Below are 26012 nucleotides of genomic sequence, written 5' to 3'. Positions count from 1 at the left end.
GCCTGGGTGACGGTGCCCGGCCCCCATCCGTGGAAGGCTGCCCGCATCACCTCAGCTCCCTTGTCCTCGCCTCAGCTCCCCTGCCCCCGCGACCTCAAGGTGTGACATGTCCATCGCTTCCGCAGCCCCCTCGCTGTCGCCGGCCGAACTCCGCAGCGTCTTCGAGCGGGACAACCAGGACGAACTGGTCGGCATCGAGATCGAATCGGCCGCCCTGGACCCCCGGACCGGCAGGTCGGTCCCCTACGGGGGAGAGTCCGGCATCGGCGCCTACCTCGACTTCCTGGCCTCGGAACCCGGCGTCGAGGCCGTCCACGACTACGGCACCCTGGTCGGCGTCCGGCTCCCGGACGGCGGACAGGTCTCGCTGGAGCACGGCGGCGCGGTGGAGTACTCGTCACCGCCCGCGCCCTGCGTGGCCGACCTGATGGACATCGTCCACGCCGCACTGCGCCGGCTCGCCGCCGCGGCCGACCGCTTCGGCTTCGCGCTCGTCCCCGGCGCCCAGTACCCGTGCACCTCCTTCGAGGAGGTGCAGTGGATGCCGCACTCCCGCACGGCGATCATGCGCGGCCACTTCGAGAGCCTGGGGCGGGACGGCATGTGGGGCCCGCGGATCATGTCCATGATCCTCTCCACCCAGGTCTCCTTCGACTACACCTCACCGGCCGACCTCGCCGAGAAGCTCCGGGTCCAGGCCGCCGCCTCCACCCCGGCCGCCGCGCTCTTCGTCAACGCCCCGCTGGAGGGCGGGAAGCCCTGCGGCGCACTCTCCCGGCGCATGCAGTTCTGGAGCCTGGCCGACCCGGCCCGGACCCGGGTCGTACCGGTGACCCTGCGGGAGGACTTCACCATCGACCGCTTCATCGACTGGGCCCTGAGCCTGCCGATGATCCACCGGGGCACTCCGGACGGCAGCCGCAGGCGGGTCCCCCCGGTCCCCTTCGGCACCCTGCTCGCCGACGGTTTCGAGGACGGCACCAAGCCCACCCTCCAGGACTGGCGCGACCACCTCTCCCAGATCTTCCCGGACGTCCGCCTCCGGGACACGCTGGAACTCCGGGCCGTGGACGGCCTGCCCTACCCGGCACTCGCCGCGGTCCCCGCCTTCTGGAGCGGCCTCACCTACGACGCCTCCACCCGGGCGGCCGTATGGGATCTCCTGCGCGGTATCACCCCCGCCCAACACCTCGCGGCCCTCGATGACATCGCCCTCCGCGGCCTGGACGCCACCCTCGCCGGCCGCCCGGTCCGCGACCTGGCCACGGACCTCCTCCACCTGAGCGAAGCCGGCCTCCGCGCCCGGATCGCCTCCGGCCTGGAACACCCGGAGACCCTCACCTACCTGGACCCGCTGAGGGAAGTGGCCGAAACCGGCGAAACCTTCGCGGAGCGGGTCCTCGCCCTGTGGCACCGGGACCCGTCGGACTTCCCCGAGCGCTACGTGGCCGCGCACCGGATCCGCTGAAGCGGCGGGTCACCCGACGAAGAGGCTGCGGCTCACCCGACGAAGAGGCTGTGGGTCCCGGGCACCTGTTCGGCCAGCCCGGGAGGGATGATCCGGACGACCCCGCCGACGCACCCCGGAACGTTGTGCACCAGGACGGGTACGTCCGAGACGTTGAAGACGACCGACAGGTGCGGAATCTCGAAGCACCCCTTCGGGCTGTCGTGACGGATCCCGTCGATCACGAGAAACCCGTTCGCGGCAAAGGCCGAACAGGGAACGGCCAGCGCGAGCATCCCGGCGGCACCCAGGGTGCCGAGGGTGGCGAGCGTGGAGCGTATGCGCCGCATGACGAACCTCCTGAGGTGCGGGGCCGGGCACCGACCCGGCCCTGCAACCGACCGTACGGGCGCCCGCCCACACTGCATCCCGGCGTCCCCCAGCCGGGCGACACCGGTGACAGCGCGCTGAACCGTGGGCCAGGGCCGTACGCCCCTCCGCCGCCCCCGGCTCTCCACCTCGGCTCTCCACCCTCGGCTCTCCACCCTCGGCTCTCCACCCTCGGTTCTCCACCCCGGGCGATACCAACTCCCGTAGGGAAAGGCCGGATTCGCCCGCGGTTGTCGCTCGGACCGCCGGGTTATGAACCACTCATGGGTCTGACCGGTCAACTGGCGACGCTGCTGGGCGTGGCGGTGGGCGCCGTCCTGTCGATGACGACGACCATGATCGTGGAGAGGGCGCGATGGCGCCGCGAGCAGTCCGTCCGATGGGACGAGCGTCGCCTGAGCGCGTACGCCGAGTACGCCCACGCCGTGAAGGTGCTCGCGCACCGCTACCGGCGGATCGCGGTCGCCAAGGGCATCGCCGCGAGCGGGGCCGCGCCGCTGGAGCCCACCGAGGAGGTTCTCGCCGAGGTGGCGGAGGCGGAGGTGCAACGCTCGGCCCTCGCGGAGACGGTCTGGCTGCTGGGGGACGTCAGGACGAACACGGCCGCGGTCAGGCTGAACCACTGCCTGTGGCATCTGGAGTGGCTGGCCCGTGAACTCCCGACCAGGGAACAGGGCGGCTGGGACCAGGCGTACGAGGAGTTCCGGCAGGCACGGCAGCGCTTCCTGCAACTGGCCCGCGCCGGCATAGGCGTGCGGGGGACGCGCGTGGCGGAGCCGGTCCCCTGGCCCCCGCCCTGGCGGGGCGACCTCCCCCGGGGCACCCGGCGTTGACCGCCGGCCCAGTCAACTCTTGATCAGCAGGTACTTTGTGCTGCAAAGTTGATGGGGAGCGGCGGACGGCACTCAGGCCGTCCGCTCCACGAGCGCTGCCCGCAGCGCCGGCCACAGGGGGACAGATGGGAACATCCGCATCGAGCGGCACGGGACCGGATCCGAGGGCGGCGGCCACCTTGCTGGCCGCGACGGAAGGCCTCCGGGCGAGGACCCGCACGCAGACCAACGGGGCGTGGGCTCCGCTCCTCGGTTTCGGGCTCCTCGCCCTGGCGGCCGTCCCGATCGCCCGGTACGCCTTCAACTTCGGAGCCCACGGGCGCTACATCGTGTCCTACCCGGCCTTCGCCTACGCCGAGCTGAGCGGTCTGTGCGTCGTCCACGAACCGGGAACCCCGTGCCTGAAGGGCGAGTTCGACGGAGCCGTCCTGCGCTTCACGGCGTGGGGCGTGTGGTTCGCGCTCCTGCCCCTCGCGTGGTTCGTCGTCGCCCGCTGGTACCGCCTGCGCGGTGAGGCCCGGGGCGTCGTCCCCCGGCGCGGCATGTGGGTCCGCGTGACCTTCGCGGCCACCGCGGTGATCGGGGCAGCCCTGGCGGCGCTGCTGCTCGGCAAGGACCAGCCGTGGGAGGCCGCGCTGCTGGAGAACAGCTACGCCTCGCCGTGGTACGTGGTCGGCGTCGGCCTGCTCGCCCTCGGCATCGCCGAACGCAGTTGGGTCGCCGCGGCGGCCGGCACCGCTCACACCCTGCTGCTCACCGGGTACCTGGGAGCCTCCTGGGGCAGCGGATGGCTTCCCTGGCAGCACCCCGCCCACCCCGGCTGGACCGACGGACCCCAGGCCAAGGCCTCGCTGCTCGCCGCGATCCTGCTCGTGGCCGGTCTGTGCGAGTGGACGGCGGTCCGCCGCCGGGGCGCCCCCGCCGCCGAGGCGGGTACGGTCGTCTCATGAGCGTCGAAGACGCGACCGCCGCGCAGGACGACCCGGAGGGACCGCATCCCACCCAGGCGCTGGACGACACCGTCCACCAGCGCGTGCGGCTCGGCGTCCTCACCGTCGCCCGCGAGGCCGACCGGGTCGAGTTCGGTTTCCTGAAGAAGCAACTGGCCGTCACCGACGGCAATCTCTCCCGCCACCTGAAGGTGCTGGAAGAATCCGGGCTGATCGCCGTGGAGAAGGGCTACGCCGGTCGACGCCCCCGCACCTGGGTGACCCTCACCCGCGAAGGCGCGCAGGCCCTGGACGCCGAACTCCGGGCACTGCGCGCACTGGTACTCCGCCTCGAGGCTCCCCGCCCCGAGCCAGGCACACCCGCCACCTGACCACCGCTTCAGGGCCTCGATCCGAGCGTGACCCTGCACGGTCCTCGGTGCGCGGCGCCGGCACGGATCGGAAGCTCTGAAGGGCGGACCGGCTCACGCCGGCGCGAAGACGAACAGGCCCGCCTCCGTGCCGACGTAGCCGTAACCGGTGGCCGTGTCGACGGACGGGATGCTCTCCTCCGGCAGGTTCTTCGCCAGCACCTTCTTGGTGCGGGTGTCCACCGCGAGACCGGTGTCGGTGGCGCTCTCGTCGTCCGTCACCCCGTACAGCACCGACCCGTCGGCCGTGAAGCGGACTGGGTCGAGGACGTGTTCGCCGTCCTGCTGCTCCCACAGCTGCTTGCCGTCGGCGGTCTGCCACACGGCGGTGCCGGGGAAGTCCTCGAACTTGACCACGTCCCGGGCTGCGAGGTCGCCGGCGGGCGAGAACAGCACCTCCGCCGGTCCCTTGTACGAGCTGATGAGCGCGCCGCTCTTCAGGTCGTACCAGGCGTGGACCCAGCTGCCGGAGGAGAGGGAGACGCCGGCCTTCCAGCCGACGAGGACCTTCCCGTCGGCGATCCGCAGGATGCGCTTCTCCTCGCTCTCGGGGTGGCCCTTGTCGTCCAGTTCCACACCCTCGGGAATCTTCGCGTCGGCGGTGCTCCACACCTGCTTGCCGGTGGCGAGTTCGCTGAGCGTGATCTGCTCGGGCTCGGTCTGGTAGTTGCTGGCGTTCAGGAAGCCCGCGTAGTAGCCGCCGCTGATGAGCGGGGCATGGGCCACCGAGGCGTCCGCCGCGCCGGTCTCGGCGTCGTAGTCGCAACTGGCGGCGGTGCCGGTGCAGGTGACCGTACGGGACGGGCCACCCCCGACGGGCGTGAGGCGGAGGCTTTCACCCGCCTTCTCGACGCGGTAGCCGTCCAGCAGGGTGCCATGCTCGTACGAGGGGACCTTGGCGAGTTCGCTGCCGTCGGCGCCGTACAGGGTGGCCGTGATGGTGGTCTTCGCCTCGGTGAGGCCGTCGGACTCGCTGGTCGTGGAGGAGGTCACGGCCACGGCGGGGGCGCCGTCACGCCAGCTGACCGCCTCGACCGTCTTGGCCCGCACCTTCAGCGCCTTGCGCAGGGCGCCGGTCTTCACGTCGCGGAACTCCAGCGTGAGCGGCGCGGCCGCGTCCGAGTCGAACAGCATGCCCTCCGACAGCGTGCTCGCGTAGTGCCCCTGCGCGTCCTTCGCCAGCAGCAGGGTGGAACGGAGGTCGAGCACGCCGGGTGCCGAGGTCCCCCCGGACGGCAGACTCCAGGCGGCCTTGGCGGCGAACCCGGGCAACGCGGGCCCCCGGTAGACGGGCCCCTTCACGGCACCCCCGGCGGCCGAAACGGCCCCCTTCCCCTCACCACCGTCGCCGGCTGCCCCGTCTCCACCGCCGCCGCATCCGGCCAGCAACCCCAGGGACAGCGCCACCCCGACGACCACACCGCATGCCCGGGCCGCCGGACCTGTCCCGCTCCTGTGGTTCACGTATCTCACTCCCCCGTGTTCATGACATGACCGGCCGTGATCCTAGCGGACCATGATCATCAATTGGGCGCGGATGACCTGCGGGGGCGGGAGCGGGAGCGGGCGAGGGCTGGGAGGTGGGGCGGCGGGCTTGCGGTGGTCGGTCAGTTGCCTGCGACAGCCGGGGAGTTCGCGGTGATGCCGGAAGCCGGTGCGATAAGGCCCCGGACCATCGGGCACCTACTTCGCCCAGGACCGCGGCGATCGGCTGCTGTCCGCTGCCGTTGATGTCAGACGTGGACGCCGGCCTGCCACCCGATGCCTGCGGTTGCTCGCATTGCTTGTATTGCTCGCATTGCTCGTTCGGGTGCGTACCTCGTGCACGTTCCAGCCCGGGTGCCCAGGCTTGGCCTCAGGATGCGTCTTCTCGTGAAGGTGAAAGAACATGCCGACGTACGTCACCTTGCTGAGCTGGACCGATCAAGGGATCCGAAACTACAAGGACACCGCGAAGCGCGCCGAGGCCTTCGGTTCAGCGGCACAGAAGCTCGGGGCGAAGCTCCTGAACATCTACTGGACCGTCGGTCCGTACGACCTCGTGGCCATCGTCGAGGCGCCTGACGACGAAACCGCCACCGCGGCACTCCTGCAGCTCGGTGGTGTGGGCAACGTCCGTTCGACGACGCTGCGGGCCTTCGGCCGAGAGGAGATGGAGCGCATCATCGACAAGGCGGCTGGCTGACGATCACTGATCGCCGGCGACCGCCCGCCCTGATGCCAGACATAGCTCTCAGAGGGACCCCACCTACGAACGTTCGTAGGTGGGGTCCCTCATGGGGAAGGCTTCGCCCGAAGCAGCAGATGTGTGACATCCCGCGCGCGCCGCTGCGCCCTGCGAACGCCATGATCCGGCGATAAGCTGAAGCTCTCGACCAGGACATTTCATCGCTTCTCCGGACAGTGGTGCGTGGGTGGCGCACAGCCACCGTCCCCGATGAGCACCCCGGCCCTTGCGGAACGAAAGCCGACCCATCAAGCAAGAAGGAGCGAGGCCATGTCGTCCGCACATCAATGCCGACGCGCCGCCGCCCTCATGGTCGCGACGGCCGCAGCACTGTCGTTGGCAACCGCATACTCGGGCGCGAGTGAGAACTCCGTCTCGGCAGCGTCCTCCAGCCTGGCCACACCCCTACTGTCTCCGGGTGTCGGCGCGGCGCACATCACCATAAAGAACTTCTCGTACAGTCCGGCGAAGCTGACCGTGAAGGCAGGACAGAAGGTCACGGTCGTCAACAAAGACGCCGAAGCGCACACCGTCACCGCGACACAGGGCAAGGCCTTCGACACCGGACGGATCGCCGGCGGCAAGTCCGGCAGCTTCACGGCTCCGTCGAAGAAGGGCAGCTATTCCTTCGTCTGCGCTTATCACCCCAACATGAAGGGGACACTGACGGTTCACTGACGCAGCATTGGTCGTCGTTGAGCACCCCCGCACGGCCCAGAGACGGCCTGGGCGGAGGGGCCGCCGCAGGGCACGACGCCCGGGCCGCGGGTGATCCCCGGACCGTGGGAGCATCCCCGTGGAACCGAGGAGGAGCCAGTGCAGCTGCGCAACGTTTCACCGGACGATCTCGATGCCTACGTTCGCATGCGGTGCGATCCTGTCATGATGGCCGACCTGGGCGGTCCCCTGCCGCTTGAGGGGATGGCGGACAAGGTCCTCCGGGATGCCCAGCAAGCGGCGGCTGACCTCGCGTGGTTCAAGATGATCGTTCCCGACCCGGCCAGCCCCGACGTGGTGGCAGGGACGGTGACCCTGTGGTCCCACGACACCGATGACGGACCGATCTCCGAGATCGGCTGGATGGTTCTGCCTGAATTCCAAGGGCAGGGGCTGGGTAAACGAGCCGTCCGCGCCCTCTTGGAACAGGCCCGGCATCAAGAGCGCTGGGGACTCGTGCATGCCTTTCCGTCAACGAGTAACGCTGCCTCGAACGGTATGTGCCGTTCTCTCGGCTTCCGGTTCCTTTCAGAGGTCGCCGTGACTTTCGCGGGACGGGTCCTCAATACCAACCACTGGATCATAGATCCAGGAAAGGATGTGAACTGAGGACAAGAGCACCTGCCCCCTTGGCTGGGCGCAGAGACGGAGTAGGTCGGTGGAGCGGCTTCGGGCTGGAGCCGCCTCGGCGCGAGTGATCAGGGCCCTTCACGTCGGCCCGCGGATCGGGCAGGCTTGTGGACCCGCCCGTTGGTGCCCGATGTGGGGCCATGATCTTCGAGGCTCGCGACCCCCGACCGCACGATCATCATCATGCCGCGTCCGAAGCCCGGCGGCGTGGTCCAGCCTCCCGATGAAGGGAGGCCGCATGTCCGAGTGGATCGACCCCCGGTACCCGGAACTGGTGACGGCGTGGCGACGCGCCCAGCAGCCTGACTCGCGTGACCCGGAGCCGAGGCCGCAGAGAGCTTTCATCGTCCCGCGAGCCGAAGCCTGACTGCCCCGGCCTCGACACCGCAGCCCGACCAACCGCGAACCGCAGCCCCCGAGCGCCGAAGGGGGCAAGTTCAAGGAGAAGCGACAGAAGGATGACTCAGGAGGCGGACGGTTCGATCTCCCCGGCAAAGACGATGACCTGGTCGATGAGGCTCCGCCGCAGATGGACGACGTCCGTTCCCGCCAGGCGGGGACCTCCACCAGGCGTGGTGAAGACCCACTGGTACCGGGCCCACTCGTCAGGCATGTCCACCGCCGAGCAGCGCACCATCGTGCCGGTCCCCGCCGGGTGGCGCCGGATGTCCAGCACGAACCGCTCGACCGCCGCGATTCCTTCGCTGCGACCCAACGGTCCCCAGAAGACAACGTCCGAGGTCAGAGCCTGGGAGAGCAGGGCAGTCACATAGCTGTCGTCCGAGGCGTTGAACGCGGAGATGAATGTGTCGATCGCGGAGCGTGCAATCTCTTCCTGCATGCCCCAGTAATACCAGCCGTCGCCCGTGCGCTCGTCCCGCGAGCCGCCTTCCGATCACGGTGAACCATCCCGGTCACAGCACCAGGCTCCTAGAGGCCGCGTAGAGCCTCGTACAGGTCGCCGTAGGCGGTCCAGCACTCGATGCCGCCGTCGTCGTACAGGCTGCCCATGTACCAGTCGTCGTCATCGACAGGCTTCACGAGACACAGGCTGTGGAACCCGAGAACGATCTCCGGGCGCGGCATCCCGTGGGCCTCGCCGACGCTGACCCACTTCACCGGCCGATCGGGATCCAGGGCGGTGGCCTCTTGGTCTCCCGAGACATCGCAGATCTGCTGAAGAGTCCAGCCGTGGGGGAGCCGTACGTCTGCCATCCACGGATGATCCCATTCGCCAGGTGAGGGCCGTCGCGCGGAAGGGCTTCCTCGCGACCGGGCACTCCTTCTTGCCCTGGGTCTTGCCGGAGATCTTGGTGAGCTGGGCTCTTGCTGGTCAGGTCAGTGATCGCCGGTGACCATACGTCGAACCGTAGGCCGGAGGATGGCAGACGGTCGCACCGTCACCGCTGCCGTTCGGCCACTGGCCGGCCCCGCGGGAGCTCGGCGCGGACGACATCCGCGCTCCGGTCCGGGCCTTCGGCGAGGCCGCCGCGCGGGCGCTGTCCGGCGGCTTCGAGGTCCTGGAGATCCACGCCACGCACGGCTATCTGCTGCACCAGTTCCTGTCACCGCTGTCCAACCACCGCAGCGACGAGTACGGAGGCGATCTCGACGGGCGCAACCGTTTCCTGGTCCCGGTCACCGACGCCGTACGGGCGCAGTGGCCGGAAGACCGCCCGCTCTTCGTACGCTTCTCGGCCACGGACTGGGCCGACGGCGGCTGGACCCCGGAGGAGACGGTCGAGCTGTCGCGGCACCTGGTGGCCCACGGCTTCGATCTGGTGGACATCACCAGTGGCGGGCTCGTCCACAACGCCCGTATCGAAGTGGAGCCCGGCTACCAGGCGCCCTTCGCCCGAACCGTCCGCGAGGGCGCGGCCCTGCCCGTCTCCGCGGTCGGCCTGATCACCGCACCGGAGCAGGCCGACCAGATCCTCGTGGACCGCTCGGCCGACGCGATCATGCTCGCGCGCGAACTGCTGCGCAATCCGGCCTGGCCGCTCCACGCGGCCCACGTGCTCGGTGACGACGTCCCGTGGCCGAAGCAGTACCAGCGTGGCCGCCCGCGTCATCGCTGAAGCCGTCGACGCCCGAGCACCCGGGAATTCGGCACAAGACAATATGGTTTCCTCCGGTATGAGCGATCAATGCACCAATGCCGCTTTCGCCGCGCCCCGGGGGGAGTCGATGCGGGCGCTGCTCGCGGCCGACCGTGTCGGCACGCTGCACCAGATATCCGCCCTCAGTCGTGAGTTCGAAGGGATCGTCGAGGCGAACGCACTGGTGGCCATTGACGACGAGCACGACCCGGACGGCGCGAGCACGGCCTTCGAGCGGGCGCACGTCGCCGCCCTGCTCTCCCAGGCGCGCGAGCATCTGAACGATCTCGATCGCGCCCTGGAACGGTTGGAGAGAGGCGACTACGGGCGCTGCGAGCAATGCGGCGAGTCGATCCCGACGGAGCGCCTCGAAGTCCGCCCGGCGGCGAAAACCTGCGTGCGCTGCGCGTCCGTAAGGCGTTGAAGGGTGCCGCGCGTGGCACGGCGCCTGGAACGCAGAAGGGCCAGCCTGGGAGGGAATCCCTCCTGAGCTGGCCCTTCTCTCTGTGCCCCCGGCAGGATTCGAACCTGCGACCCCCGCTTTAGGAGTTCGATCACTCCTCGGCTTAGTCGGGCTTCGCACCGTGAATCGGTGACATACGTGGCTGCTGTGTGTCGCCGCCGTCCGGGGTCGTTGATGTCAGTGTTGGATGTCAGCGGAACAGCTCTGGCACCAGGCAGGCCTCCATGGGCTGCTCCGGCCGGTCGGCCCAGCGCCACCAGACATGCCGACCAGTACACCTCCACAGCGCCCGGCAGTTCCGCCGACCATCGTCCTCACGCTGGACGAGGACGAAGCCGCCGAACTTCATGGGCCGGCTGCACTCGGGACAGGCCGGGGCGTCGTCCGTCATACGGCGCACCCTAACGGAACGACCGCTTCGTCCGGAGCGACTTTGGCGAGGGCTCGACTCCGGCGGCGAATGGGGAGGCCAGTTAGCCTCCCAGCAACGTCACCAGCGCGCCCGCGACAGCTCCCGACACCGCCCCTCCGGCCGTAGCAATGGAAATCAGGCGATTATCCAATCGGGATTCTACCTGGGTACTCATGCTCTCCAAGCGAGAAAGGTCAATCGACTCGATGATTGCCACTTCGTCGAAGTAGTCCGTCTCGAAAATGGGCATACATGAGTTTTCTTTGGCTCCATCGGAGAAATCGGTTTTTACTTCCTTCCATTTTCGGAGCATTACCTCAATGCCGGTCATGCAAACCCATGTTTGAGCGGAAAGTGAGCGGACCTTTGAGCGCCACCCTCGGTTGCGCCATCTCATTACGATGCGCTTTCGGAATGGTTTGGCTGAAGCCTCGGCGTGTGCCGAGTAATGAGAAAGGAGGTGTGCTGCCCTTTGCCACGCTTCGGCCTCGAGGTCGATGATTCGACGTCCCATGTTTTTCTGGCGGGCGAAATAGAGGGAGGTGCGCCCAAAACTATAATAGAGCTCGATGAGAGCGTCTTCGGGCTCCTCGCTGGTCGGAGCAGCTACGTATACCGTCGTTCGATCGGAACCGAGTATCCGACAGTCTTCGAGGTCGTCTAGCTGTTTAATGATCAGGTCGGAGTGCATGAAGACGTTCGTGCATGCTGGCGAACATGCCTGATTGAATACGCCGAGATTTGCAGACGCGCAGATCTCTTCTAGCAACTGCAGGATGATCTGGCCTCCGGAACTGGGAATTCCCTTGCGTTCGTGGCGCCAAAGAACCATAACGACGACACCATCCCAAGAAACCCAATATGTGTCAGTTGGGATGTCATCGGCGTGGTGATGTTGTGGTTGGTTCTTGATCGGAACGACGATCTTAAAGAGTAGAGGTCTGTCAAAATGAACGGCACGCATGGCGTCGGATCCATGCATGACTTCGTCCGAATCCGAGTCGTCTGCATTCGGATAGACCACCATGTGTGAACAGAAGTCAGGGTTGAGCTTCGGTCGTTTAACCCACTGTACTCTTGGGTCTCCCTGTAGCGCCTTGCATAGCTCCTCCATGTACTCTCCGAATTTCTGCTTCTTCGAAGTGAGGAGAAAGATCGTCCCGATCCGGCAAAGAAAGGTAGGCTCATTATCCGGGGATCCCTGGGGAGCGTCAGGGTTCGTCATCGAACTTCCTCCTCGGTGGCAGATGCCTGCGGCGCTGGGGAGATCATAGAGCGGGCCGTCCGGGTGGCGAGGGTTGTTCCGGAAGGTCGGTGGAGCGGCTTTGGGGTGGCGCTGCTTTGGCGCGAGTGATCATGGCCCCGTAAGCTTCCGGCGCGTCGGGCAGTCTGTGGACCTGCCCGGTAAAGCACGACGTTGGGGCCATGATCTTCGAGGCTCGCGCCAAAGTGGCTCCGTAAAGCCGTGGAGCCGACCGCCCCAGCCACGACGTACCCCTTCTCTGAGGTCAGGCGGCTGTGGGCGCGGCACGGGCGTCGGACGGGCTGGAGCGGGACGGAGGCAGGAGCGCAGGCCCGGCCGGGGGCCGGGCCGCGCGCGGGGAGCGGAGCGAGCCGCCTTGAACCAGTAGAGAAAGTTGTAACTCAGTCTGTCTGGCGGGGCTTGAAGTCGTACGCACACGCCGGAAGTTCGGTCGCCTGGCGGTGCGCGAGTGGCAGGAAGAGCACCGGTCGGATCGTCCAGGTGATGCGGGTCTTGGCATGGGTCACTGACACCGTGCACGGCTCTGCGCGCAACAAGGCTCGTCGGGTCTCGATGCGGCCCTCGTACAGCCACTCCCACGCCTCGTCGGAGGCGTCCGCGTCCAGGGCCGGTGAGATCGTGCGGAGTGCGACAGCTACCCAGCGGTCCGCCTGGTGTGCCGAGTACGCGTCGAACGATGCCAGCAGCGCCGATCGCCACCGCTTCGTCAGGTCCTCGGTCCAGCATTCGCACCAGTAGCCCCGCTCGGGTTGCTTCCAGCCACTCATCGGCTCGTCGCTTTCGCAGAGGCAGTGGCATACGGGTGCTGGAGTGCGGCGCGCAGGGTGTCGGCGTCGGTGAGTGTGTCGTCGTCGGGCAGCTCGTACCAGCCGCCGAACCAGTTGTCGAGCTGCTCGGGGCCGGGCGCGACGAGCCACGAGTGGTTGGAGAGATGCCGTACGGGGAGTCCGGACCAGATTCCGGCAGAGCCGGTCCCGATGACGTAGTAGAGGCGTTCGTTGGGGCCGTCGTACAGCACCGGACCGATCGCCGCCTCGGTGGCCCGCAGGTGAGCGAGGGCCAGGATGCCGATTGCCGCGGGGGTTCGTACGAGGTCCCAGTCGTCGCCCACTCGGAGCAGGCGCAGTCCGGGTACGTCGGTGATCACGGGTGCGTTTCGCAGCGCTTCACGGAGTGACATCAGGTATTCCGTCGGGTCCGAGGGTGGGGGTTCGGGCTGAGGGTGCGCGTCGAGGGTGCTGCCGGCTGCCTGGTGGGGCGGATTGTCATCAGACGGGTGCCTGTCGCCTCCATCTGCCGCATCCGTTCGTCGGCGAGGCGCTTCGGGCACAGATGGCTGAGGGCAGGCACCACGGCGCCGTAGGTCCCGGGCAACTGCAGGGCGTCCAGGAGGCCGACGAACGCAGGGGACCGGACGGCCACTGTCGTCTCGCGATCCGTGAACACCTCGCACAGCATGAGCTCGTGCTGCCGGCAGAACTCGGTGAGGGAGTCGACGAGCGCGGAATGGCGGGCCGGGCCGCCGGTGAGCCGGCGCAGGTATCCGAAGACCCGTGGGAAGGCAACGGGGCGCCGTTCCGTGATGAGTTCGTCGTCCATGCCCACAGCCTCAGCCGCCGCGGAGCGCCTGGAAATGTCCCTCTGTTGTACTTCCGTTGCACTTTCCGTCCCGGCCGTCACTGAAAGTGGTTCTATACGTGACGGAGGGAGGTCGTCCGTGGTCAGCGTGCAGCAATGGACCGGCCGGGAAGCGAGTGCTCTGCGCGCCGCCTTACGCATGAGCATGCGCGCGTTCGCCGAGCATCTCGGTGTCGCGCTGCGTACGGTTGCCAAGTGGGAGAGCCTGGGGACGGAAACCCAGCCTCGACCGGACACGCAGGCCATCCTCGACACCGCGCTGGCTCGTGCGGATTCCTCCGCTCGGACCCGCTTCGAAGCATTGCTCTTTCCCGAGCGGAAGTGCACGCAGCCGACGGACCACGAAACCTGGACCGAGGACATCGAGCGAGCGGTGGTCAGCATCAGCCGCCAGAACTTTCCCTTCGCCAACACCCTGCTGAACCGCTGGGTGGGACGCCTCGACCCGCGGCAACTGGACGACAAGGGCCGCTACCTCTACGGCCGTTCCCTTGTGCTTGTCGGTGACCTTCAGCGGGACCAAGGTGCTGTCCTCGGCCCGCTCTCGGCCCGGCATTCCTACATGACCGCCCGCGACATGTTCACCGAACTCGACGTTCCGCGCCGGGTGGCCCAGATCGAACTCTCGCTCGCCGTCCTCCAGGAGATGTCGGGCCAGCTGGACGCCTCCGCGCGCCGGTATGAAGCCCTGGCCACCGACGAGCGCCTGAGTCCGCGCGACCGGGCCAGGGCACGGCTCTGGGTGGGCACGGCGTTGAGCAAGCAGGGCGACAACGAGTACGCCGCCCAGGTCATGACGACCGCCACCCGCGCCTTCGAGGATCTCGGTGAGCCGGAGGACTGGTCGGTCGCCCACCAGAAACTGGCCCTGGCCCACCGGGGTGCCGGTGAACTGGCGCAGGCCCTGCACTACATCGACATCGCGCGTACGACCGGTGCGGTCGACTCCCCTATGCAGCGGGTGCGGCTGGACACCGCCTACGGGCACATCCTTCTGTCAGATGCGGCGACCCGGGATGATGGGCTGTCCGTTCTCGATCAGGCGGCACAGGTGGCCAGGCAGTACGGGCTGAGCCACCAGTTGCGCAGTATCGAGAACATCCGTAAGGGCCAGCAGGGATGAGGCAAGGAGCGCCGGTGCCGGAGCACGAGCAGCGTCAAATCAGCGATGAGCAGTTCCGTGACGCGACGCTGATCTGGAACTACCACCAGATGGGCCATGCTCCACGGCCCTGCTCGGTGGCGATCGGGCTCGGCAGCCATGACCTCGGCGTGGCCACCACGGCTGCCGAGCTGTATCACGCCGGTCTGTTTCCGGTGCTGGTGTTCAGCGGCGCCAACAGCCCCACCACTCGCGCCCGCTTTCCACGCGGCGAGGCCGTCCACTACCGCGAGCACGCCCTGGGTCTGGGAGTGCCGGACGAGGCGATCATGGTCGAGACGGAGGCGGCGAACACCGGGCAGAACATCGCCTTCTCCCGTGAGCTGCTGGCGGAAGCAGACATCGCGGTCGAGTCGCTGCTGTTGATCTCCAAGCCGTACATGGAGCGCCGTTCGTACGCGACCTGTCGCAAGCTGTGGCCCGGGGTCGACGTCGTGTGCGCCTCCGAGCCGCTGGAGCTGGAGGACTACCTCAAGTCCATCGGCGACGAGAAGCTCGTGGTCGACATGCTTGTCGGCGACCTTCAGCGGGTGATCGAGTACCCGAAGCTCGGCTTCGCCGTCGAGCAGGACGTACCGGGGGACGTCCACGAGGCCTACGAGCGCCTGCTGCGGGCCGGCTTCGACAGCCGCCTCATCAACACCTGACTCCCGAGCGCCTGCGCACGATGACGCTCGCCGCCCGGTCGTCAGCGATCTCCGGCGACCGCCCGCCTTGATGTCAGACATAGCTGTCAGAGGGGCCCCACCTACGAACGTTTGTAGGTGGGGCCCCTCTGAATTGGTGCCCCCGGCAGGATTCGAACCTGCGACACCCGCTTTAGGAGAGAGGGTGGGTGATCTGTTGGCTGACCTGCGGCTTCGTTGGCCGAGGAAGTGAGCGGCTACCCGACTGCGGGACACCGGTGTTGACCGTTGCTGACCCCTGCTTCTGGCACGGTTGTGGCACGAGCCTCCGACGGTGGGCGCGCCGCAGGCAATCACCCCTCCGCGTGTGGCCGCTGTCGGGCATCCTGGTCTCTTTCCGTACCCGCTACTTGGAGCCGCCATGCCCCGCCACGCGATCAACGACGCGCTCACCGAGCACAACGGCATCAGGGCCTTTGACATGAAATGGATCAAGAACGAGTTCGACTCGACGTGGGAGCGTCTGAGCGAGTCACGATGCCGCGAACTGGAGGAGTGGCTGAAGTCGCAAGACATCGGCTACCTGTGCCCCGGAGCACATGACGGCCATGACCGGAAGGCCTGCCCACTGCCCTCCGTGGAGACAGCCGAAGTCTTGCTGTATCAGAGGAAGTCGGCCATCGGCGTGACCATCCGGCTGACATCCTTTGACACCCCACGCAGTCAGCAGCCGGCCGTCGTCGGCGGCATACTCTCTATGATGGCAGGCGTTCTGGAAAGCTCATTTAAGGGCGCTTTCAAGAACGGCCTCGACATACTCGACGATGGCTTGGCTGACCAGCGGCAGGTATGACCACGGGTGCCCATTGGTGCGTGGCGCTGCTGTGCGACGTGACCGCGCTTGTCCCCGATGGGCACCAGAGCACGGCTCCCGCGGGGGCGTCCCCTCACAGACAAAGAGCAGGTCAGAGACCCCGAGAAGCCGAGTGAAGCCTTGCCCGTCCGCAGATCGTCCACACAGGTTTGGGTGGCCTCAACGACGATGAGATTCCTGGTCATCCATCACGGCGATCAGTCGCCGCAGACACCGCAGCCGCCTCGGTCGCCTCCACCAAGCCGCGAAATACAAGCCCTGTGCTAGGCCGGCCAACTCAATTAGAGCCTCAACCTTGGAGTCCTCGGCCCGCTCGGAGATCCATACCAATCGAGTAGTCAACGCGAACCGGAGCGCCACCTCACGTAGCGGCAGCACGAAGGACAGGGGCGCGGTGCTGTCAGACAGATCTCGGGTCGCATCGTCGACCCTTTGACGCCAGCGATCCAGCTCCTGGGTTAGAGCCTGCCGGACAGTCGGTGACGCATCGTCAGGGATGCGCATGGCAGCCAGACGGGCGCCGCAGGTGAGTACCGCAAGGACAGCTCGACCGAACTGCTCGCGATCTTGGTGACCTGCCTGGATTTTCCTGTTACGCGCCTCCAGCCTTGGAGCGATCGTGAGACTTGAAACCACGGTTGTGGCAAGCGCTGTGGCGATGGCGATGAGCACGGTGATCAGCCAGTGGGGCATGCCTGGCAGTGTGCACGGTCGAGCTCGGCTCCGCGGCGCGGTCCTGCCAAGTCAGCGGGCGATGTACCCAAGCTGTAGCGAACGGAAGAACTGATTCCGGCCAATGGCCTGTATGTGCCTTGCGCTCGACCGAGGGTGGGTAGGTGATCCACCATGACACTAGGGCGGTGGAACTGGGCGGGGTCCCAGTAGACTGAACCGCCAACGCGTATGCAAGGTTGAACCGGTGGGGGCGGTGCCGTGGCAAATCCAGGCCAGCGCATGTTGAGTACTTTGGGTGAGGTTATGGCGGCTTCGAGTTCCCATACCCCTGACTCATCTCAAGAGGTCCTCACTTCCGATGACCTGACTGTGTTGTCTTACCTAGCGGCTGAGCCTTTCGATGTGGGGCTGGCTCTCGAAAGGCTGATGACCGATGCACATCAAGATTGAGTCAGAGCGCCGGCGGGGCCTGCGTATCATTGATGAGATTCCCGACATGCCGCTGTGTAAGATCCAGGGGCATAACGGTATCGGTAAGACAAACGCGATAAAGCTCCTGTCGCTCTGCACAGGCGCGAATCCCTTCCGCGGTGATGCGGCGGCTTGGGCCTCATTTAAAAGCCAATTGCTTGCCGCCCGAGTTAAAATCTCCGGCCTCCGAGACGGAGAAACCTTGGAGTGGGATCTTGAGCCAAGTCTTTGGCCCGATGATCCCGGCGAGCCTCTAGATGACACCATAGGGGCGTTGCTAATTAATGGCCGCAAAGCCAATTTGCGCGACGTTTCTGAGATTCTCCGCGTGCATCATATCGTGGCCGCTGAGACGCCTCAGAACGTCCTCGCTGGCAGAGTTCTTGAAGCGCAAAAGGACATCCAAGGGTGGGACTCTCAACGACAGTTCCGGGTCGACTCCATGGATGAACATCTCGCGAGCGTCCACGCTTTGATAACTCATGTTTCTCCTGAAAAGATCGCTTCCGAAGTTCTCGCGGCGAAAGAAGCGCGAATCCGTGCTACCAGCCTCACCGAGAGGCGGGAAACGGCTACCGAACGCATGGGTTTGCTGCAGAGGGCCAAGCAGGTATCCGATCAGCTGGTAGAAGTACGCGGTCAGGGTCCCGAAATGGATGCGAAGCTGGAGGAGCTCAAGAATCAGCTTGAAGCAATCGAGCGAAAAAAAGAGGAGCTGAACAACAGAATCGCAGAAGCCAGTGCCAGGCAGCATCAAGATGCTGAAGCGGAGCGGGAATTTGCCAACGCTCAGAAGTATCTCGATCGCCATGATCGCGCGGCAAGGAATGCCAGAATCGCCCTCGATATGCTCGCTGCGAGTGCGGAGGTGGATCCGGAACGCGATGTGATTGATGCCGCTATAGGGGAGGCCAGTGCAAAGCTCACTGAGCTGACCGAACTATTGCCTCAAGTCCATGCGGCGCCCCTTGTCCTGGAGGTACTTGACGACCTCGTCCGCCGTCTCAGTGAGGCGGAGCGTGAAAACCTCGGTCATGCGGCGTTGCTGGAAGGCGACGGAGGATCGACTGACTGGACTGTGTCAAGCCTCAGAGAAGCCCTTTCGAGGCAGCGTGAGATCCTTGGACAACGGACCCCTTCTGCGGATGCTGCACGCCTGAGTGACGAGATCGAGAAAACGCGAGATCGCCTTTACAGTCTTGCTCAGGCCAAGGACACACTGGCCGAGTTCGAGGCCGCAGAAAGCGCCCTCAGTAAAGCCCAGGTGCGTCTACGAAACGCTGCGGAAGGGCTTCCTGAACAGGCGGCGCGCACTTTGGATGACCTTATGGGAGCGCGTAACGAACTCGATCAAGAAGCAGCCAAGGTTCAGACCAGGCATGCTCGGCTGACGCATACGAGAGAGTTGCTCGGCGGCGGTCTTGATGAGGAATCTCTGTCTGCCGAGCTGGCGCAGCTATGTAAGCAGCTCGGAGTGAAGATCTCGCGGATCCACAGTCAGGTCGCGAGCGAAGCCGAGAAGTTTGAGGAGATCGTCCGGGCTGAAACTCAGGCTGTTCAACAAGCGGAAAGGGCTCAGCAATCTCTCGAACGGCGCGAAAGAGAGACCGAGCAAGTGCTGCTACAACTTCAGACGGCCGAGGAGCTTGGGTGGGTTCGCAATGCAGTGGACATTGCTCAAGTCAGCAGCATGAACCTGGAACAGAAGGCAGCGTTTCTATGTAGCGTGTCCGCTCAGCTAGATCGAGCACGCAATAGATTGCATTTGATCGACGAAGCCGTCCGCGGGACGGGCACTGCACTGAGTAGGCTGCAGGCCGGGCTGCAAACTGGAACGGGTCAGGAGGACGCGGAGACCCCATACGACAGAGCGGCCCGCCATTGGCTGGGGCGGGAAGTGCAACGCTGGTTTGAAGACGAATTCGTGCGGAAGGCTCTTTTCGAAGGTGGCGATCGAGTTCGACTCGACGCGCACGACATGTCGATCGTTTGGGTTAACCAAAATGGTGAAGAGGAACGGCGTCCGCTCACGGGATTCTCTAGCGGACAGCAGGTGCTCGCTTACACCCAAGCCCAAATTGCGAAGATCGACGCTGAAGAACTGCCGGCTGCCAACAGGCTGATCGCGCTCGACGAATTTGGCGCTTTTTTGGACTGGAAGAATATGTCGTCCCTGGTTAACCTCCTCAAAGTTCGCGAACCTGGGGTTTCAAGGGATCAGGTCGTCGTCATCCTTCCTCTCGAAGAAGACAGGCCAAGCGGGCATGGTGATGTGCCCGTTGATGGACAGTTCCGCAGCCTCGAGAACCGCGGATACTTCGCAGAGGAATTGACTACGTGACCTCAGCTCATTTCGGCCGTTCAATCTTTGGCGTTCCGTTGGTGCTCACCAAGGCAGAAGCCAGCACCATTAGGCGGGATCTCGATCGTCTCTGGACACTGTGTTATGGGAAGCCGTCTGACGACCTGGAAGCAGACTTGGACCTGTGTCGCAGGTTCTTCGACCCACTAGCAAGAGGACGCACTCTGCGGGATCGCCTAGCACAGTTGCCGGCGGCTCCGAAGGAAGTGTTCCAGGCGGGATATCGCGAGCCTCTGGTGACAGAGGCTGGTGGCGAAGCTCTCCTCGTCGGAGTGGAGGCCCGAGCTCTTCTGTGGTTGCTTGACACTAAGGATCCCGATGATGGCCATATCTTCCTCTCGCCGGCAGAGGTTGCCGCAATGGAAAGGATGGCTCTCAATAAGTATCGCGCATGGTCGACGGCTCGGTTGAATCAGGTAGTGGCGCTCAGGTCCGGTAGAGCAGCCGAGGTCATGCAGGCTGTACCAGTTGGCTTGGTGATCGCTCTGTTGATCAACCGCTCGGATACACCTGACAGAGCTATCCCGAAGCTGTCAAAGGAAACTCTTGCGGGAAAGCAAGTGAACGAGGCCATCTACGCCGGCGCAGAACGTTTTGCCGCAATTGTGGTACCAAAACGCGGGGAGAGGTCAGCGGAAGAGAAGCGCCTCAAGGGCGGGTACGGCCTTAGCGAAGCAAGTCGCCGTTTGGCTCACCGACTGGTCACTATCAAGCGGCCTGGAGGAGAAGACCTCATCCACATTGATCAAAGTAGTAGATCGGAGGTAGTTAGGTTTCTTGGGTTTGACCTAGCCCGCCGAGCAGGACTTACCTCGGAGGTGCTGGCAACGGCCTTTGACGAGCTAGTCCTGGCCTTCCGGGCTGAAGCGGGGAAGCTGGCCCATCGATCCATGGTTTTCGAGAGAGCTGCCGACACACGACGATTGAAATCCGACCTCATGGATGCTTTTCATGAGGCGCGAGCTGGCGCACTTGATTCAACGCAAGCAGGCCAGCCCTAGGTGACCCGCGGCTACGACGTTCTCCTAAGCACGATCATCCTTTCTGAGAGCTCGACGTCGTGTCGGGTCGTGTTACTTGCCCAGCGTTGTCCCCTGCGGCGGAGCACGACGTCCTTCTCAGACGAGAATCCCAACTCCTGAGCAAGCTCACTAATGAGCCGCGGTGTGTCGATGTAAACCCCGTATGGGGCACTGTCGCCTACCAGCCAGATCGCCGACGCTCCCGGTTGCATCGCGGTTGCTAGCTGCTCTAGCACCTGCGCGATCGCTAGGAAGTAGTCGGGGACTACTCGATCGTATTCCTTTCCCCTGCGGCGAACAGTACGCTCAGTAGTGAGTTTCTCTACGATGTCTTCTATCGCCTTGGCGACGTCGCCGTAGCTGCGCAGTTCCGATCGTGCGTTCATCGCTGCCCCGACGCTGCTTTGCTGTGTCGTAGCCGTGAGCATTTCGGCCCGGACGGAGGAGCACATTTCTGCCCAGCTTGATACATCTCCCCAAAAATACAATTCGAGTCGGGTGGCGTCGGCGTAGTCGAAATTGTTGAGATAGGGGGGTGAAGACACGCATCCCTGAGCGCTTCCCGCGTCGATTTCCGCCCAGGAAGCTTGAGATCGCGAGTCGCCGTTTACTACCTTGAAGTCTAGCCCCTTTGGAAAATCGGACTGCTGCTTGAGGTCCTCTTCAATCCACGAAACCCGTTGTAGAAAACGACCCAAGGGGTCTGCGTACGTCGGCTTACGCTCCGATCCGGGCCTCTGGTAGGGCCAGCCGACACGCGCCGATGCGACATCGCGAAGAGTCCCCAGGAGTGCCCATTTGGCATGCAAATGCCATTCCTCGGCTGCACCCGCTCGGATCAGGTCGCGAAGCGATGTAAGACGAGTCAATACAGGTTCAGTAAAGCATCGTCTAACTAGATCGGACTCCTCGTTGAGGCGAGCCTCGGAAGCAGCGGCGAGGGACTCCGCCGCGGTCACTAGTTGCTTCGCCGTCTCGCTAAACGAGAGGCAATGCTGCGGGGCAGGTTGCAGTTTTAGTTGCCCAAGCTCCGCAATCGCTGGGTGGGCCTCGATACCGAAAAAGGAGTGGCCCGCTCGTCGCGCGGCCGTCCCGGTAACAGCGGAACCGGCGAACGGATCGATTACGGTGCTGCCCTTTGGCAGTTCTAGATGCGCCAACAGGGAAGCTACGTAGTCCGAGGCAAAGCCGGCGGGGTAACGGAACCACCGGTCGAAAGGCTCGGTCTGGCTAGTCCCGTGCTTCCGGCCGCGTCCCGACCCCGGTACGGGAAGTGCTCCACCAGGCACGGCGATCGGGTCGACCAGCCGAGCGGCGGCGCCAGCCTGCTTGGGCACATCTGAGATCAGCATGTCGCTATTCCAGCACGGTGATGGCTGCTGTCGCCACGGTGTCTGCACGGGATCCTGCCTAGTGAGCGAGAAGAGTTGCCAAGCCAGTGCTGCGAGGCGTCCAGGGGAAGGCTCGGTAGTAGGCGACCACAGTCGCGCCCCCGCCTGTAAGCGCGCGCGACAGGGTTCGCTCTGCGGTTCCGCTGAGCTCGTCCAGCCACTCGGTCGTTCGGCGTGTCTGGTCGTGGTATCCACAGTGAGCATCGGCCCTAAAGAACTCGGTTGCGAGATCTTGGGCGAGTCCGAGTTGTCTGTTTAGGACCAGTGCGCGCAGGGTTGTATGAATAAATGCCAATGGCGTCCCTTTGTACTCTCGGTCGCGGTCTCCCCAGGGAGTCTGGACGAGAAGTCGCGCCATGGTTGCCGCAATCTCGGCTATCCGGTCGGGCGTCTTTTTCGCTGTAGCGATGAGTATGGGAGATGTAAGTAGGGCAAGGCAATCTATGTAAACGATTGCGTTATTTGGGTAAGCCTCGGCGAGCGTGAAGAGAGGCTCCAGGCCTGAGTCATCACCCAGTAGCACTTGCTCGATTAGGCGCTCCGCTTTTTCTTCAATAGGTTCATTGCGGGAATCAAGCACGTCCTGGAGTTTCACTCGCAATTCTCCCATGGACTTGGTGCGCTGACTCACCTCCTCTTGAGTGCACTCCACAATAAACGGACGCCAGTGCATCAGGCTTTCGTCGTCCGGCAGGAGACGTCTCCCTGCCTTCGGGGACTTTTTCGTCAGGAACCAGGCCGTTACGCGTCCCAGGCTGTAGACGTCGGCCGCAGCCGTAGCGGTGCGGGGATTATCGCTCAATTCGGGTGCCGCGTAACCATCCGTACCGATGGCTTGGCCAGTTCGAGTCAAGGGGTTTTCAGTCGAGCCAGCGGGGCGTCGCACCATGCCCCAGTCTGCAACTACCCAGCGTTTCGTGCGGATGCTGGTGCCGGGCAAGGCGAGAATATTATTGGGAGAGATGTCGCGATGCACCAAACCTTCCTGATGTGCGATTTCTAGGGCATCAGCGATGTTGAGAAGAATTGAGATTAGGTCTTCTTCGTCAAGTTCTTTGCGGAGCTTCGAAAGAGTTCCCTCTGCAACCGGCATTGTGTACCAGGTGTATCCGGGATCGTGCTCGATGATCGGCATTATGTTTGGATGGTGCAGTTGCTTCTGTGCCTCGATTTCCACACGGATTCGTTCGAGGGCTTGCGGTGCGGTACGTGGGCGTTTGAGTGCGACTTCATTTCCTGTTTGGCGATGCCAAGCGCGCCGTACGTCCGCGTAGCCGCCCTGCCCTAGTGTCTTGCCATCGAAGCGATAGATCGTGCCCGGATCAATGCTGACGTCCTCGACCCCCATGCCTGAATCTTACGTGTCCAGCGGGTAGCTGACGATCTGTTGGGCGAGGTTAGGCCGCTTCCGCAAGCGGTGCCGCTGCGGGAGCGTAAGGTCGGCGGAGCGGGTTTGGCCGGTGTCCTGCCCGGTCTGGGGTCGAGCATGATCAGGGGGCCGTACGCTGGTTGGCAACTCGGGCAGGCTTTGCACCTGCCCGCAATATGCACGAGTGGCCCCCTGGTCTTGCTCGACGTGGGACCCGGACCGGGGAGGTGGCTAAAGCCGTGGAGCCGACCGCCCCAGCCACGACGTACCCCTTCTCTGGCATCAGGCGACTGATTGCCACGAGCGCGGCACGGACACCGGCCGGGCTGGAGCGGGGCGAAGACAGGAGCGCAGGCCCGGCCGGGGGCCGGGCCGCGCACGCCGCGCTTGCGCGGCGACTTGAACCAGTAGAGAAAGTTGTAACTCAGTCTGTCGGACGGGGCTTGAAGTCGTACGCACATGCGGGGAGTTCGGCCGCCTGACGGTGCGCGAGTGGCAGGAAGAGCACCGGTCGGATCGTCCACGTGATGCGGGTCTTAGCGTGCGTCACCGAGACCGTGCACGGCTCGGCGCGCAGCAAGGCACGTCGGGTCTCGATGCGCCCCTCGTACAGCCACTCCCACGCTTCGTCTGAGGCGTCCGCGTCCAGGGCCGGTGAGATGGTGCGGAGTGCGACCGCTACCCAACGGTCAGCCTGGGGTGCCGAGTACGCGTCGAACGATGCCAGCAGTGCCGGCCCTCTCTGCCCGGTCAGGTCCTGGGTCCAGCACTCGCACCAGTAGCCCCACTGAGGCGGCTTCAGCATGGGTGGCCTCCCAACCGAGCATCCGCGTACAGCTCTGCGGTGACCGTGTGGCCCTGGTCGCTGTCATGGACGACGACCCGGTGGGCGATGGCGCTGACCATGCCCAGTCCGCGGCCGTGCTCGGCGTCCTGGTCCTGGTGCTCGACCTTCGGGGCCGTGCCCGTACCTCCGTCGTCCGTGACCGACACCGCCACCACCTGAGCCGAGACCGCGACCGCCAGGTGGAAGCTGCCGTACTCCCGGCCGCTGGCCGTGTGGAGGATCGCGTTCGCGCTCAGCTCGCTCACGATCAGTTCGGCGTCTTCGGCTAAGGGGGAGCCGCGCAGGATGTCGCGTGTCCAGCGGCGGGCCCGGCTCACTTCTTCGGGGAATCCTGGGCAACTCAGTCCCCAGACCCGGGCTGTACTCGTATACTCGTGCATACAAGTTCCTTCGTGCTGGTAGGCCGCCATGTGCAGCGGGTTCGGGCTAGACGAGTTTCACGCCGTCGTGAGCGCGGATGGCCGGCGGGGTCGTTGCGTCGAGTGCGTCCAGGACGCGGATCGCGTAGGCCTCGTCGGCAAGCTCGGTGACCTCTTCGCGGGTGGCCCAGCGCAGTGCGCGGGTCTCATCACCGGTGGTGGGCACACCGTCGGCGGCTTCACAGCGGAAGACCAGCGAGACGATCAGGCCCTTCATGTTCTTGTAGACGCCGGTCAGAGTCGCGGGAAGGGCGATCTTGATTCCGGTCTCTTCGAGGACTTCGCGCTGGAGGGCTTCCGGGATGGTCTCTTCGCGTTCGAGGACACCGCCCGGTGGCTCCCAGTGGCCGTTGTCCCGGCGCTGGATCAGGAGGGCCCGGCCGTGGTCGTCCACGACGACCCCGGCGACGCTCACGGAGTGCGGGCGTTCAGTGCTCACGTTCCTCGGCCCTCTCGGCTGGCTAGGCTCTCCACCGTAGCAACAACACTCGCCCACTCGTCTAGATACCTAAAGGAGTACTCACGTGAGCCCTCTCCCTTCCGGCCTCCTCGGTGATCTCGACCCCACGAGCGATCGTGCGGTCTTCCGGCAGATCGCCGACCAGCTGCGCGAGGCCATCGACCGTGGGCGATTCCGCGAGGGCGAGAAGCTGCCCTCCGAAGCCGACCTTGTCGACCACTTCGGGGTGTCCCGGATGACGGTCCGCAACGCCTTCTCCATCCTCCAGGGTGAAGGCCTGGTGCACGCCGAGCACGGCAGGGGAGTCTTCGTACGACCACGACCGCCCGTGCGGCGGCTCGCCTCGGACCGCTTCGCCCGGCGGCACAGGGAGCAGGGCAAGTCCGCGTTCATCGTGGAGGCCGACGCGGCGGGCAGTCACCCCCAGGTGGACAGCCTGGAGGTCAAGGAGGAGAAGGCCAGTCAGGACGTCTCGGTCCGGCTTGGCTCGGTGCGGCGCGTGCTGGCTCGTCGGCGCCGGTACCTGCTCGACGGGCGACCGGTGGAGTTCGCCACCTCCTACCTCCCGCTCGATATCGCCCGCGGGACCCCGATCGCGGAACCCAACCCCGGTCCCGGCGGCATCTACGCCCGCCTGGAAGAGCTGGGCCACCGCCTCGACCACTTCGAGGAAGAGATCCGCGCCCGGATGCCCTCGCCCGCAGAGGTGAAGACGCTCCGGCTGGCCGCTGGCGTGCCGGTCATCCACCTCATCCGGACGGCCTTCGACACCGAGGGTCGGGCCGTCGAGGTCTGCGACACGGTGATGGCGGCGGACGCGTACGTGCTCTCGTACCAGCTCCCGGCTACGTGAT

29 protein-coding genes and 1 tRNA gene are annotated in these 26012 nt (G+C 65.2%); 15 read left to right on the top strand and 15 right to left on the bottom strand.

Annotated features, from left to right (window positions below; all coding sequences use genetic code 11):
• Nucleotides 1–106 precede the first annotated feature (106 nt).
• Complete coding sequence (locus tag IEZ20_RS04985; protein WP_189294861.1) at nucleotides 107–1468, top strand: glutamate-cysteine ligase family protein; 1362 nt, start codon at nucleotides 107–109, stop codon at nucleotides 1466–1468.
• A gap of 32 nt (nucleotides 1469–1500) precedes the next feature.
• Here IEZ20_RS04985 and IEZ20_RS04980 read toward each other — a convergent pair whose 3' ends face one another.
• Nucleotides 1501–1797 (bottom strand): hypothetical protein, encoded by a 297-nt coding sequence (locus tag IEZ20_RS04980; RefSeq protein ID WP_189294860.1) that lies wholly within the window; start codon nucleotides 1795–1797, stop codon nucleotides 1501–1503.
• Nucleotides 1798–2100: 303 nt separating this feature from the next.
• Here IEZ20_RS04980 and IEZ20_RS04975 point away from each other — a divergent pair, with 303 nt between their 5' ends.
• The 3 genes from IEZ20_RS04975 (at nucleotide 2101) to IEZ20_RS04965 (ending at nucleotide 3991) form a co-directional block, all read left to right on the top strand.
• Nucleotides 2101–2670, top strand: a complete 570-nt coding sequence (locus IEZ20_RS04975; RefSeq protein ID WP_189294859.1) for a hypothetical protein — start codon at nucleotides 2101–2103, stop codon at nucleotides 2668–2670.
• Between the two features lie 125 nt (nucleotides 2671–2795).
• A complete protein-coding gene (locus tag IEZ20_RS04970) occupies nucleotides 2796–3620 on the top strand; it encodes a hypothetical protein (RefSeq protein WP_189294858.1) in 825 nt (274 codons plus the stop codon).
• Complete coding sequence (locus IEZ20_RS04965; RefSeq protein WP_189294857.1) at nucleotides 3617–3991, top strand: winged helix-turn-helix domain-containing protein; 375 nt, start codon at nucleotides 3617–3619, stop codon at nucleotides 3989–3991. The genes IEZ20_RS04970 and IEZ20_RS04965 overlap by 4 nt, the downstream gene beginning before the upstream one ends.
• Nucleotides 3992–4084: 93 nt before the next feature.
• Here IEZ20_RS04965 and IEZ20_RS04960 read toward each other — a convergent pair whose 3' ends face one another.
• Nucleotides 4085–5332: a hypothetical protein gene (locus IEZ20_RS04960; protein ID WP_229895874.1), complete on the bottom strand. Its 1248-nt coding sequence runs from the start codon at nucleotides 5330–5332 to the stop codon at nucleotides 4085–4087.
• Nucleotides 5333–5918: 586 nt separating this feature from the next.
• Here IEZ20_RS04960 and IEZ20_RS04955 point away from each other — a divergent pair.
• The 3 genes from IEZ20_RS04955 to IEZ20_RS04945 all read left to right on the top strand — a co-directional run bounded on the left by IEZ20_RS04955 (nucleotide 5919) and on the right by IEZ20_RS04945 (nucleotide 7583).
• Nucleotides 5919–6215: a GYD domain-containing protein gene (locus tag IEZ20_RS04955; protein ID WP_189294855.1), complete on the top strand. Its 297-nt coding sequence runs from the start codon at nucleotides 5919–5921 to the stop codon at nucleotides 6213–6215.
• A gap of 312 nt (nucleotides 6216–6527) precedes the next feature.
• Nucleotides 6528–6935 (top strand): cupredoxin domain-containing protein, encoded by a 408-nt coding sequence (locus IEZ20_RS04950; RefSeq protein ID WP_229895873.1) that lies wholly within the window; start codon nucleotides 6528–6530, stop codon nucleotides 6933–6935.
• Between the two features lie 138 nt (nucleotides 6936–7073).
• On the top strand, nucleotides 7074–7583 hold the full coding sequence (locus IEZ20_RS04945) for a GNAT family N-acetyltransferase (RefSeq protein ID WP_189294854.1): 510 nt from the start codon (nucleotides 7074–7076) through the stop codon (nucleotides 7581–7583).
• A gap of 484 nt (nucleotides 7584–8067) precedes the next feature.
• Here the strand turns inward: IEZ20_RS04945 and IEZ20_RS04940 are convergent, their stop codons facing one another.
• A complete protein-coding gene (locus IEZ20_RS04940; RefSeq protein ID WP_189294853.1) occupies nucleotides 8068–8445 on the bottom strand; it encodes a nuclear transport factor 2 family protein in 378 nt (125 codons plus the stop codon).
• A 565-nt stretch (nucleotides 8446–9010) separates the two neighbouring features.
• Here IEZ20_RS04940 and IEZ20_RS04930 point away from each other — a divergent pair.
• Together IEZ20_RS04930 and IEZ20_RS04925 are read left to right on the top strand one after the other, a co-directional pair.
• Nucleotides 9011–9682: an oxidoreductase gene (locus IEZ20_RS04930; protein ID WP_189295361.1), complete on the top strand. Its 672-nt coding sequence runs from the start codon at nucleotides 9011–9013 to the stop codon at nucleotides 9680–9682.
• A gap of 109 nt (nucleotides 9683–9791) precedes the next feature.
• The gene (locus tag IEZ20_RS04925) at nucleotides 9792–10127 is read left to right on the top strand and encodes a TraR/DksA family transcriptional regulator (protein ID WP_229895909.1); all 336 of its coding nucleotides are present in this window, start codon (nucleotides 9792–9794) and stop codon (nucleotides 10125–10127) included.
• Nucleotides 10128–10356: 229 nt separating this feature from the next.
• Here IEZ20_RS04925 and IEZ20_RS04920 read toward each other — a convergent pair whose 3' ends face one another.
• The 5 genes from IEZ20_RS04920 to IEZ20_RS04900 form a co-directional block, all read right to left on the bottom strand.
• The gene (locus tag IEZ20_RS04920; RefSeq protein WP_189294852.1) at nucleotides 10357–10557 is read right to left on the bottom strand and encodes a dehydrogenase; all 201 of its coding nucleotides are present in this window, start codon (nucleotides 10555–10557) and stop codon (nucleotides 10357–10359) included.
• Nucleotides 10558–10639: 82 nt separating this feature from the next.
• Nucleotides 10640–11803, bottom strand: coding sequence for a hypothetical protein (locus tag IEZ20_RS04915; RefSeq protein WP_189294851.1), 1164 nt, complete (start codon nucleotides 11801–11803; stop codon nucleotides 10640–10642).
• Nucleotides 11804–12222: 419 nt separating this feature from the next.
• On the bottom strand, nucleotides 12223–12609 hold the full coding sequence (locus IEZ20_RS04910) for a hypothetical protein (protein ID WP_189294850.1): 387 nt from the start codon (nucleotides 12607–12609) through the stop codon (nucleotides 12223–12225).
• The gene (locus IEZ20_RS04905; protein ID WP_189294849.1) at nucleotides 12606–13022 is read right to left on the bottom strand and encodes a hypothetical protein; all 417 of its coding nucleotides are present in this window, start codon (nucleotides 13020–13022) and stop codon (nucleotides 12606–12608) included. Before IEZ20_RS04905 ends, IEZ20_RS04910 begins: the two co-directional genes overlap by 4 nt.
• Complete coding sequence (locus tag IEZ20_RS04900; RefSeq protein WP_229895872.1) at nucleotides 13022–13441, bottom strand: hypothetical protein; 420 nt, start codon at nucleotides 13439–13441, stop codon at nucleotides 13022–13024. Before IEZ20_RS04900 ends, IEZ20_RS04905 begins: the two co-directional genes overlap by 1 nt.
• Before the next feature lie 118 nt (nucleotides 13442–13559).
• On the opposite strand from IEZ20_RS04900, the gene IEZ20_RS04895 reads away from it, so the two are divergent.
• On the top strand, nucleotides 13560–14603 hold the full coding sequence (locus IEZ20_RS04895) for a helix-turn-helix domain-containing protein (protein WP_189294848.1): 1044 nt from the start codon (nucleotides 13560–13562) through the stop codon (nucleotides 14601–14603).
• Complete coding sequence (locus IEZ20_RS04890; RefSeq protein ID WP_189294847.1) at nucleotides 14600–15289, top strand: YdcF family protein; 690 nt, start codon at nucleotides 14600–14602, stop codon at nucleotides 15287–15289. Before IEZ20_RS04895 ends, IEZ20_RS04890 begins: the two co-directional genes overlap by 4 nt.
• Before the next feature lie 134 nt (nucleotides 15290–15423).
• On the opposite strand, the gene IEZ20_RS04885 is transcribed toward IEZ20_RS04890, so the two are convergent.
• A tRNA-Arg gene (locus tag IEZ20_RS04885) sits at nucleotides 15424–15501 on the bottom strand.
• Between the two features lie 188 nt (nucleotides 15502–15689).
• Here IEZ20_RS04885 and IEZ20_RS04880 point away from each other — a divergent pair.
• Entirely contained in the window at nucleotides 15690–16121 is a 432-nt protein-coding gene (locus IEZ20_RS04880; protein ID WP_189294846.1) for a hypothetical protein, read from the top strand.
• A gap of 180 nt (nucleotides 16122–16301) precedes the next feature.
• On the opposite strand, the gene IEZ20_RS04875 is transcribed toward IEZ20_RS04880, so the two are convergent.
• Nucleotides 16302–16835 carry a hypothetical protein gene (locus IEZ20_RS04875; RefSeq protein WP_189294845.1) on the bottom strand — a complete coding sequence of 178 codons (534 nt, stop codon included), beginning with the start codon at nucleotides 16833–16835 and terminating at the stop codon, nucleotides 16302–16304.
• A 415-nt stretch (nucleotides 16836–17250) separates the two neighbouring features.
• Between IEZ20_RS04875 and IEZ20_RS04870 the strand changes: the two genes are divergently transcribed.
• The gene (locus IEZ20_RS04870; protein ID WP_189294844.1) at nucleotides 17251–19629 is read left to right on the top strand and encodes a coiled-coil domain-containing protein; all 2379 of its coding nucleotides are present in this window, start codon (nucleotides 17251–17253) and stop codon (nucleotides 19627–19629) included.
• Between the two features lie 227 nt (nucleotides 19630–19856).
• Nucleotides 19857–20651 carry a hypothetical protein gene (locus IEZ20_RS04865; RefSeq protein WP_189294843.1) on the top strand — a complete coding sequence of 265 codons (795 nt, stop codon included), beginning with the start codon at nucleotides 19857–19859 and terminating at the stop codon, nucleotides 20649–20651.
• An 11-nt stretch (nucleotides 20652–20662) separates the two neighbouring features.
• Here IEZ20_RS04865 and IEZ20_RS04860 read toward each other — a convergent pair whose 3' ends face one another.
• From IEZ20_RS04860 to IEZ20_RS04840, 5 genes are all read right to left on the bottom strand, one after another.
• Nucleotides 20663–22024: a DNA methyltransferase gene (locus IEZ20_RS04860; protein ID WP_189294842.1), complete on the bottom strand. Its 1362-nt coding sequence runs from the start codon at nucleotides 22022–22024 to the stop codon at nucleotides 20663–20665.
• A 58-nt stretch (nucleotides 22025–22082) separates the two neighbouring features.
• Nucleotides 22083–23411, bottom strand: coding sequence for a protein kinase domain-containing protein (locus IEZ20_RS04855; RefSeq protein ID WP_189294841.1), 1329 nt, complete (start codon nucleotides 23409–23411; stop codon nucleotides 22083–22085).
• Nucleotides 23412–23856: 445 nt separating this feature from the next.
• Entirely contained in the window at nucleotides 23857–24237 is a 381-nt protein-coding gene (locus IEZ20_RS04850; RefSeq protein WP_189294840.1) for a hypothetical protein, read from the bottom strand.
• Entirely contained in the window at nucleotides 24231–24659 is a 429-nt protein-coding gene (locus tag IEZ20_RS04845) for an ATP-binding protein (RefSeq protein WP_189294839.1), read from the bottom strand. The genes IEZ20_RS04850 and IEZ20_RS04845 overlap by 7 nt, the downstream gene beginning before the upstream one ends.
• A gap of 46 nt (nucleotides 24660–24705) precedes the next feature.
• Nucleotides 24706–25113 carry an NUDIX hydrolase gene (locus tag IEZ20_RS04840; RefSeq protein ID WP_189295355.1) on the bottom strand — a complete coding sequence of 136 codons (408 nt, stop codon included), beginning with the start codon at nucleotides 25111–25113 and terminating at the stop codon, nucleotides 24706–24708.
• A 109-nt stretch (nucleotides 25114–25222) separates the two neighbouring features.
• Here IEZ20_RS04840 and IEZ20_RS04835 point away from each other — a divergent pair, with 109 nt between their 5' ends.
• Nucleotides 25223–26011, top strand: a complete 789-nt coding sequence (locus IEZ20_RS04835) for a GntR family transcriptional regulator (RefSeq protein WP_189294838.1) — start codon at nucleotides 25223–25225, stop codon at nucleotides 26009–26011.
• The last annotated feature ends 1 nt before the right edge of the window (nucleotide 26012 follow it).

Origin of the sequence: Streptomyces cinerochromogenes, assembly GCF_014648635.1 — a bacterium.
GTDB lineage: Bacteria > Actinomycetota > Actinomycetes > Streptomycetales > Streptomycetaceae > Streptomyces > Streptomyces cinerochromogenes.
Note: the sequence above shows the minus strand (reverse complement) of the source record. Positions and strands in the feature narration are given on the sequence as shown.

Bases quoted from the DNA above. Each gene is read 5' to 3' on its own strand.
- IEZ20_RS04985 (WP_189294861.1), top strand. From the start codon at position 107: ATGTCCATCGCTTCCGCAGCCCCCTCGCTGTCGCCGGCCGAACTCCGC.
- IEZ20_RS04980 (WP_189294860.1), bottom strand. From the start codon at position 1,797: ATGCGGCGCATACGCTCCACGCTCGCCACCCTCGGCACCCTGGGTGCC.
- IEZ20_RS04975 (WP_189294859.1), top strand. From the start codon at position 2,101: ATGGGTCTGACCGGTCAACTGGCGACGCTGCTGGGCGTGGCGGTGGGC.
- IEZ20_RS04970 (WP_189294858.1), top strand. From the start codon at position 2,796: ATGGGAACATCCGCATCGAGCGGCACGGGACCGGATCCGAGGGCGGCG.
- IEZ20_RS04965 (WP_189294857.1), top strand. From the start codon at position 3,617: ATGAGCGTCGAAGACGCGACCGCCGCGCAGGACGACCCGGAGGGACCG.
- IEZ20_RS04955 (WP_189294855.1), top strand. From the start codon at position 5,919: ATGCCGACGTACGTCACCTTGCTGAGCTGGACCGATCAAGGGATCCGA.
- IEZ20_RS04950 (WP_229895873.1), top strand. From the start codon at position 6,528: ATGTCGTCCGCACATCAATGCCGACGCGCCGCCGCCCTCATGGTCGCG.
- IEZ20_RS04940 (WP_189294853.1), bottom strand. From the start codon at position 8,445: ATGCAGGAAGAGATTGCACGCTCCGCGATCGACACATTCATCTCCGCG.
- IEZ20_RS04925 (WP_229895909.1), top strand. From the start codon at position 9,792: ATGCGGGCGCTGCTCGCGGCCGACCGTGTCGGCACGCTGCACCAGATA.
- IEZ20_RS04920 (WP_189294852.1), bottom strand. From the start codon at position 10,557: ATGACGGACGACGCCCCGGCCTGTCCCGAGTGCAGCCGGCCCATGAAG.
- IEZ20_RS04915 (WP_189294851.1), bottom strand. From the start codon at position 11,803: ATGACGAACCCTGACGCTCCCCAGGGATCCCCGGATAATGAGCCTACC.
- IEZ20_RS04910 (WP_189294850.1), bottom strand. From the start codon at position 12,609: ATGAGTGGCTGGAAGCAACCCGAGCGGGGCTACTGGTGCGAATGCTGG.
- IEZ20_RS04905 (WP_189294849.1), bottom strand. From the start codon at position 13,022: ATGTCACTCCGTGAAGCGCTGCGAAACGCACCCGTGATCACCGACGTA.
- IEZ20_RS04900 (WP_229895872.1), bottom strand. From the start codon at position 13,441: ATGGACGACGAACTCATCACGGAACGGCGCCCCGTTGCCTTCCCACGG.
- IEZ20_RS04890 (WP_189294847.1), top strand. From the start codon at position 14,600: ATGAGGCAAGGAGCGCCGGTGCCGGAGCACGAGCAGCGTCAAATCAGC.
- IEZ20_RS04880 (WP_189294846.1), top strand. From the start codon at position 15,690: ATGCCCCGCCACGCGATCAACGACGCGCTCACCGAGCACAACGGCATC.
- IEZ20_RS04875 (WP_189294845.1), bottom strand. From the start codon at position 16,835: ATGCCCCACTGGCTGATCACCGTGCTCATCGCCATCGCCACAGCGCTT.
- IEZ20_RS04870 (WP_189294844.1), top strand. From the start codon at position 17,251: ATGCACATCAAGATTGAGTCAGAGCGCCGGCGGGGCCTGCGTATCATT.
- IEZ20_RS04860 (WP_189294842.1), bottom strand. From the start codon at position 22,024: ATGCTGATCTCAGATGTGCCCAAGCAGGCTGGCGCCGCCGCTCGGCTG.
- IEZ20_RS04855 (WP_189294841.1), bottom strand. From the start codon at position 23,411: ATGGGGGTCGAGGACGTCAGCATTGATCCGGGCACGATCTATCGCTTC.
- IEZ20_RS04850 (WP_189294840.1), bottom strand. From the start codon at position 24,237: ATGCTGAAGCCGCCTCAGTGGGGCTACTGGTGCGAGTGCTGGACCCAG.
- IEZ20_RS04845 (WP_189294839.1), bottom strand. From the start codon at position 24,659: ATGCACGAGTATACGAGTACAGCCCGGGTCTGGGGACTGAGTTGCCCA.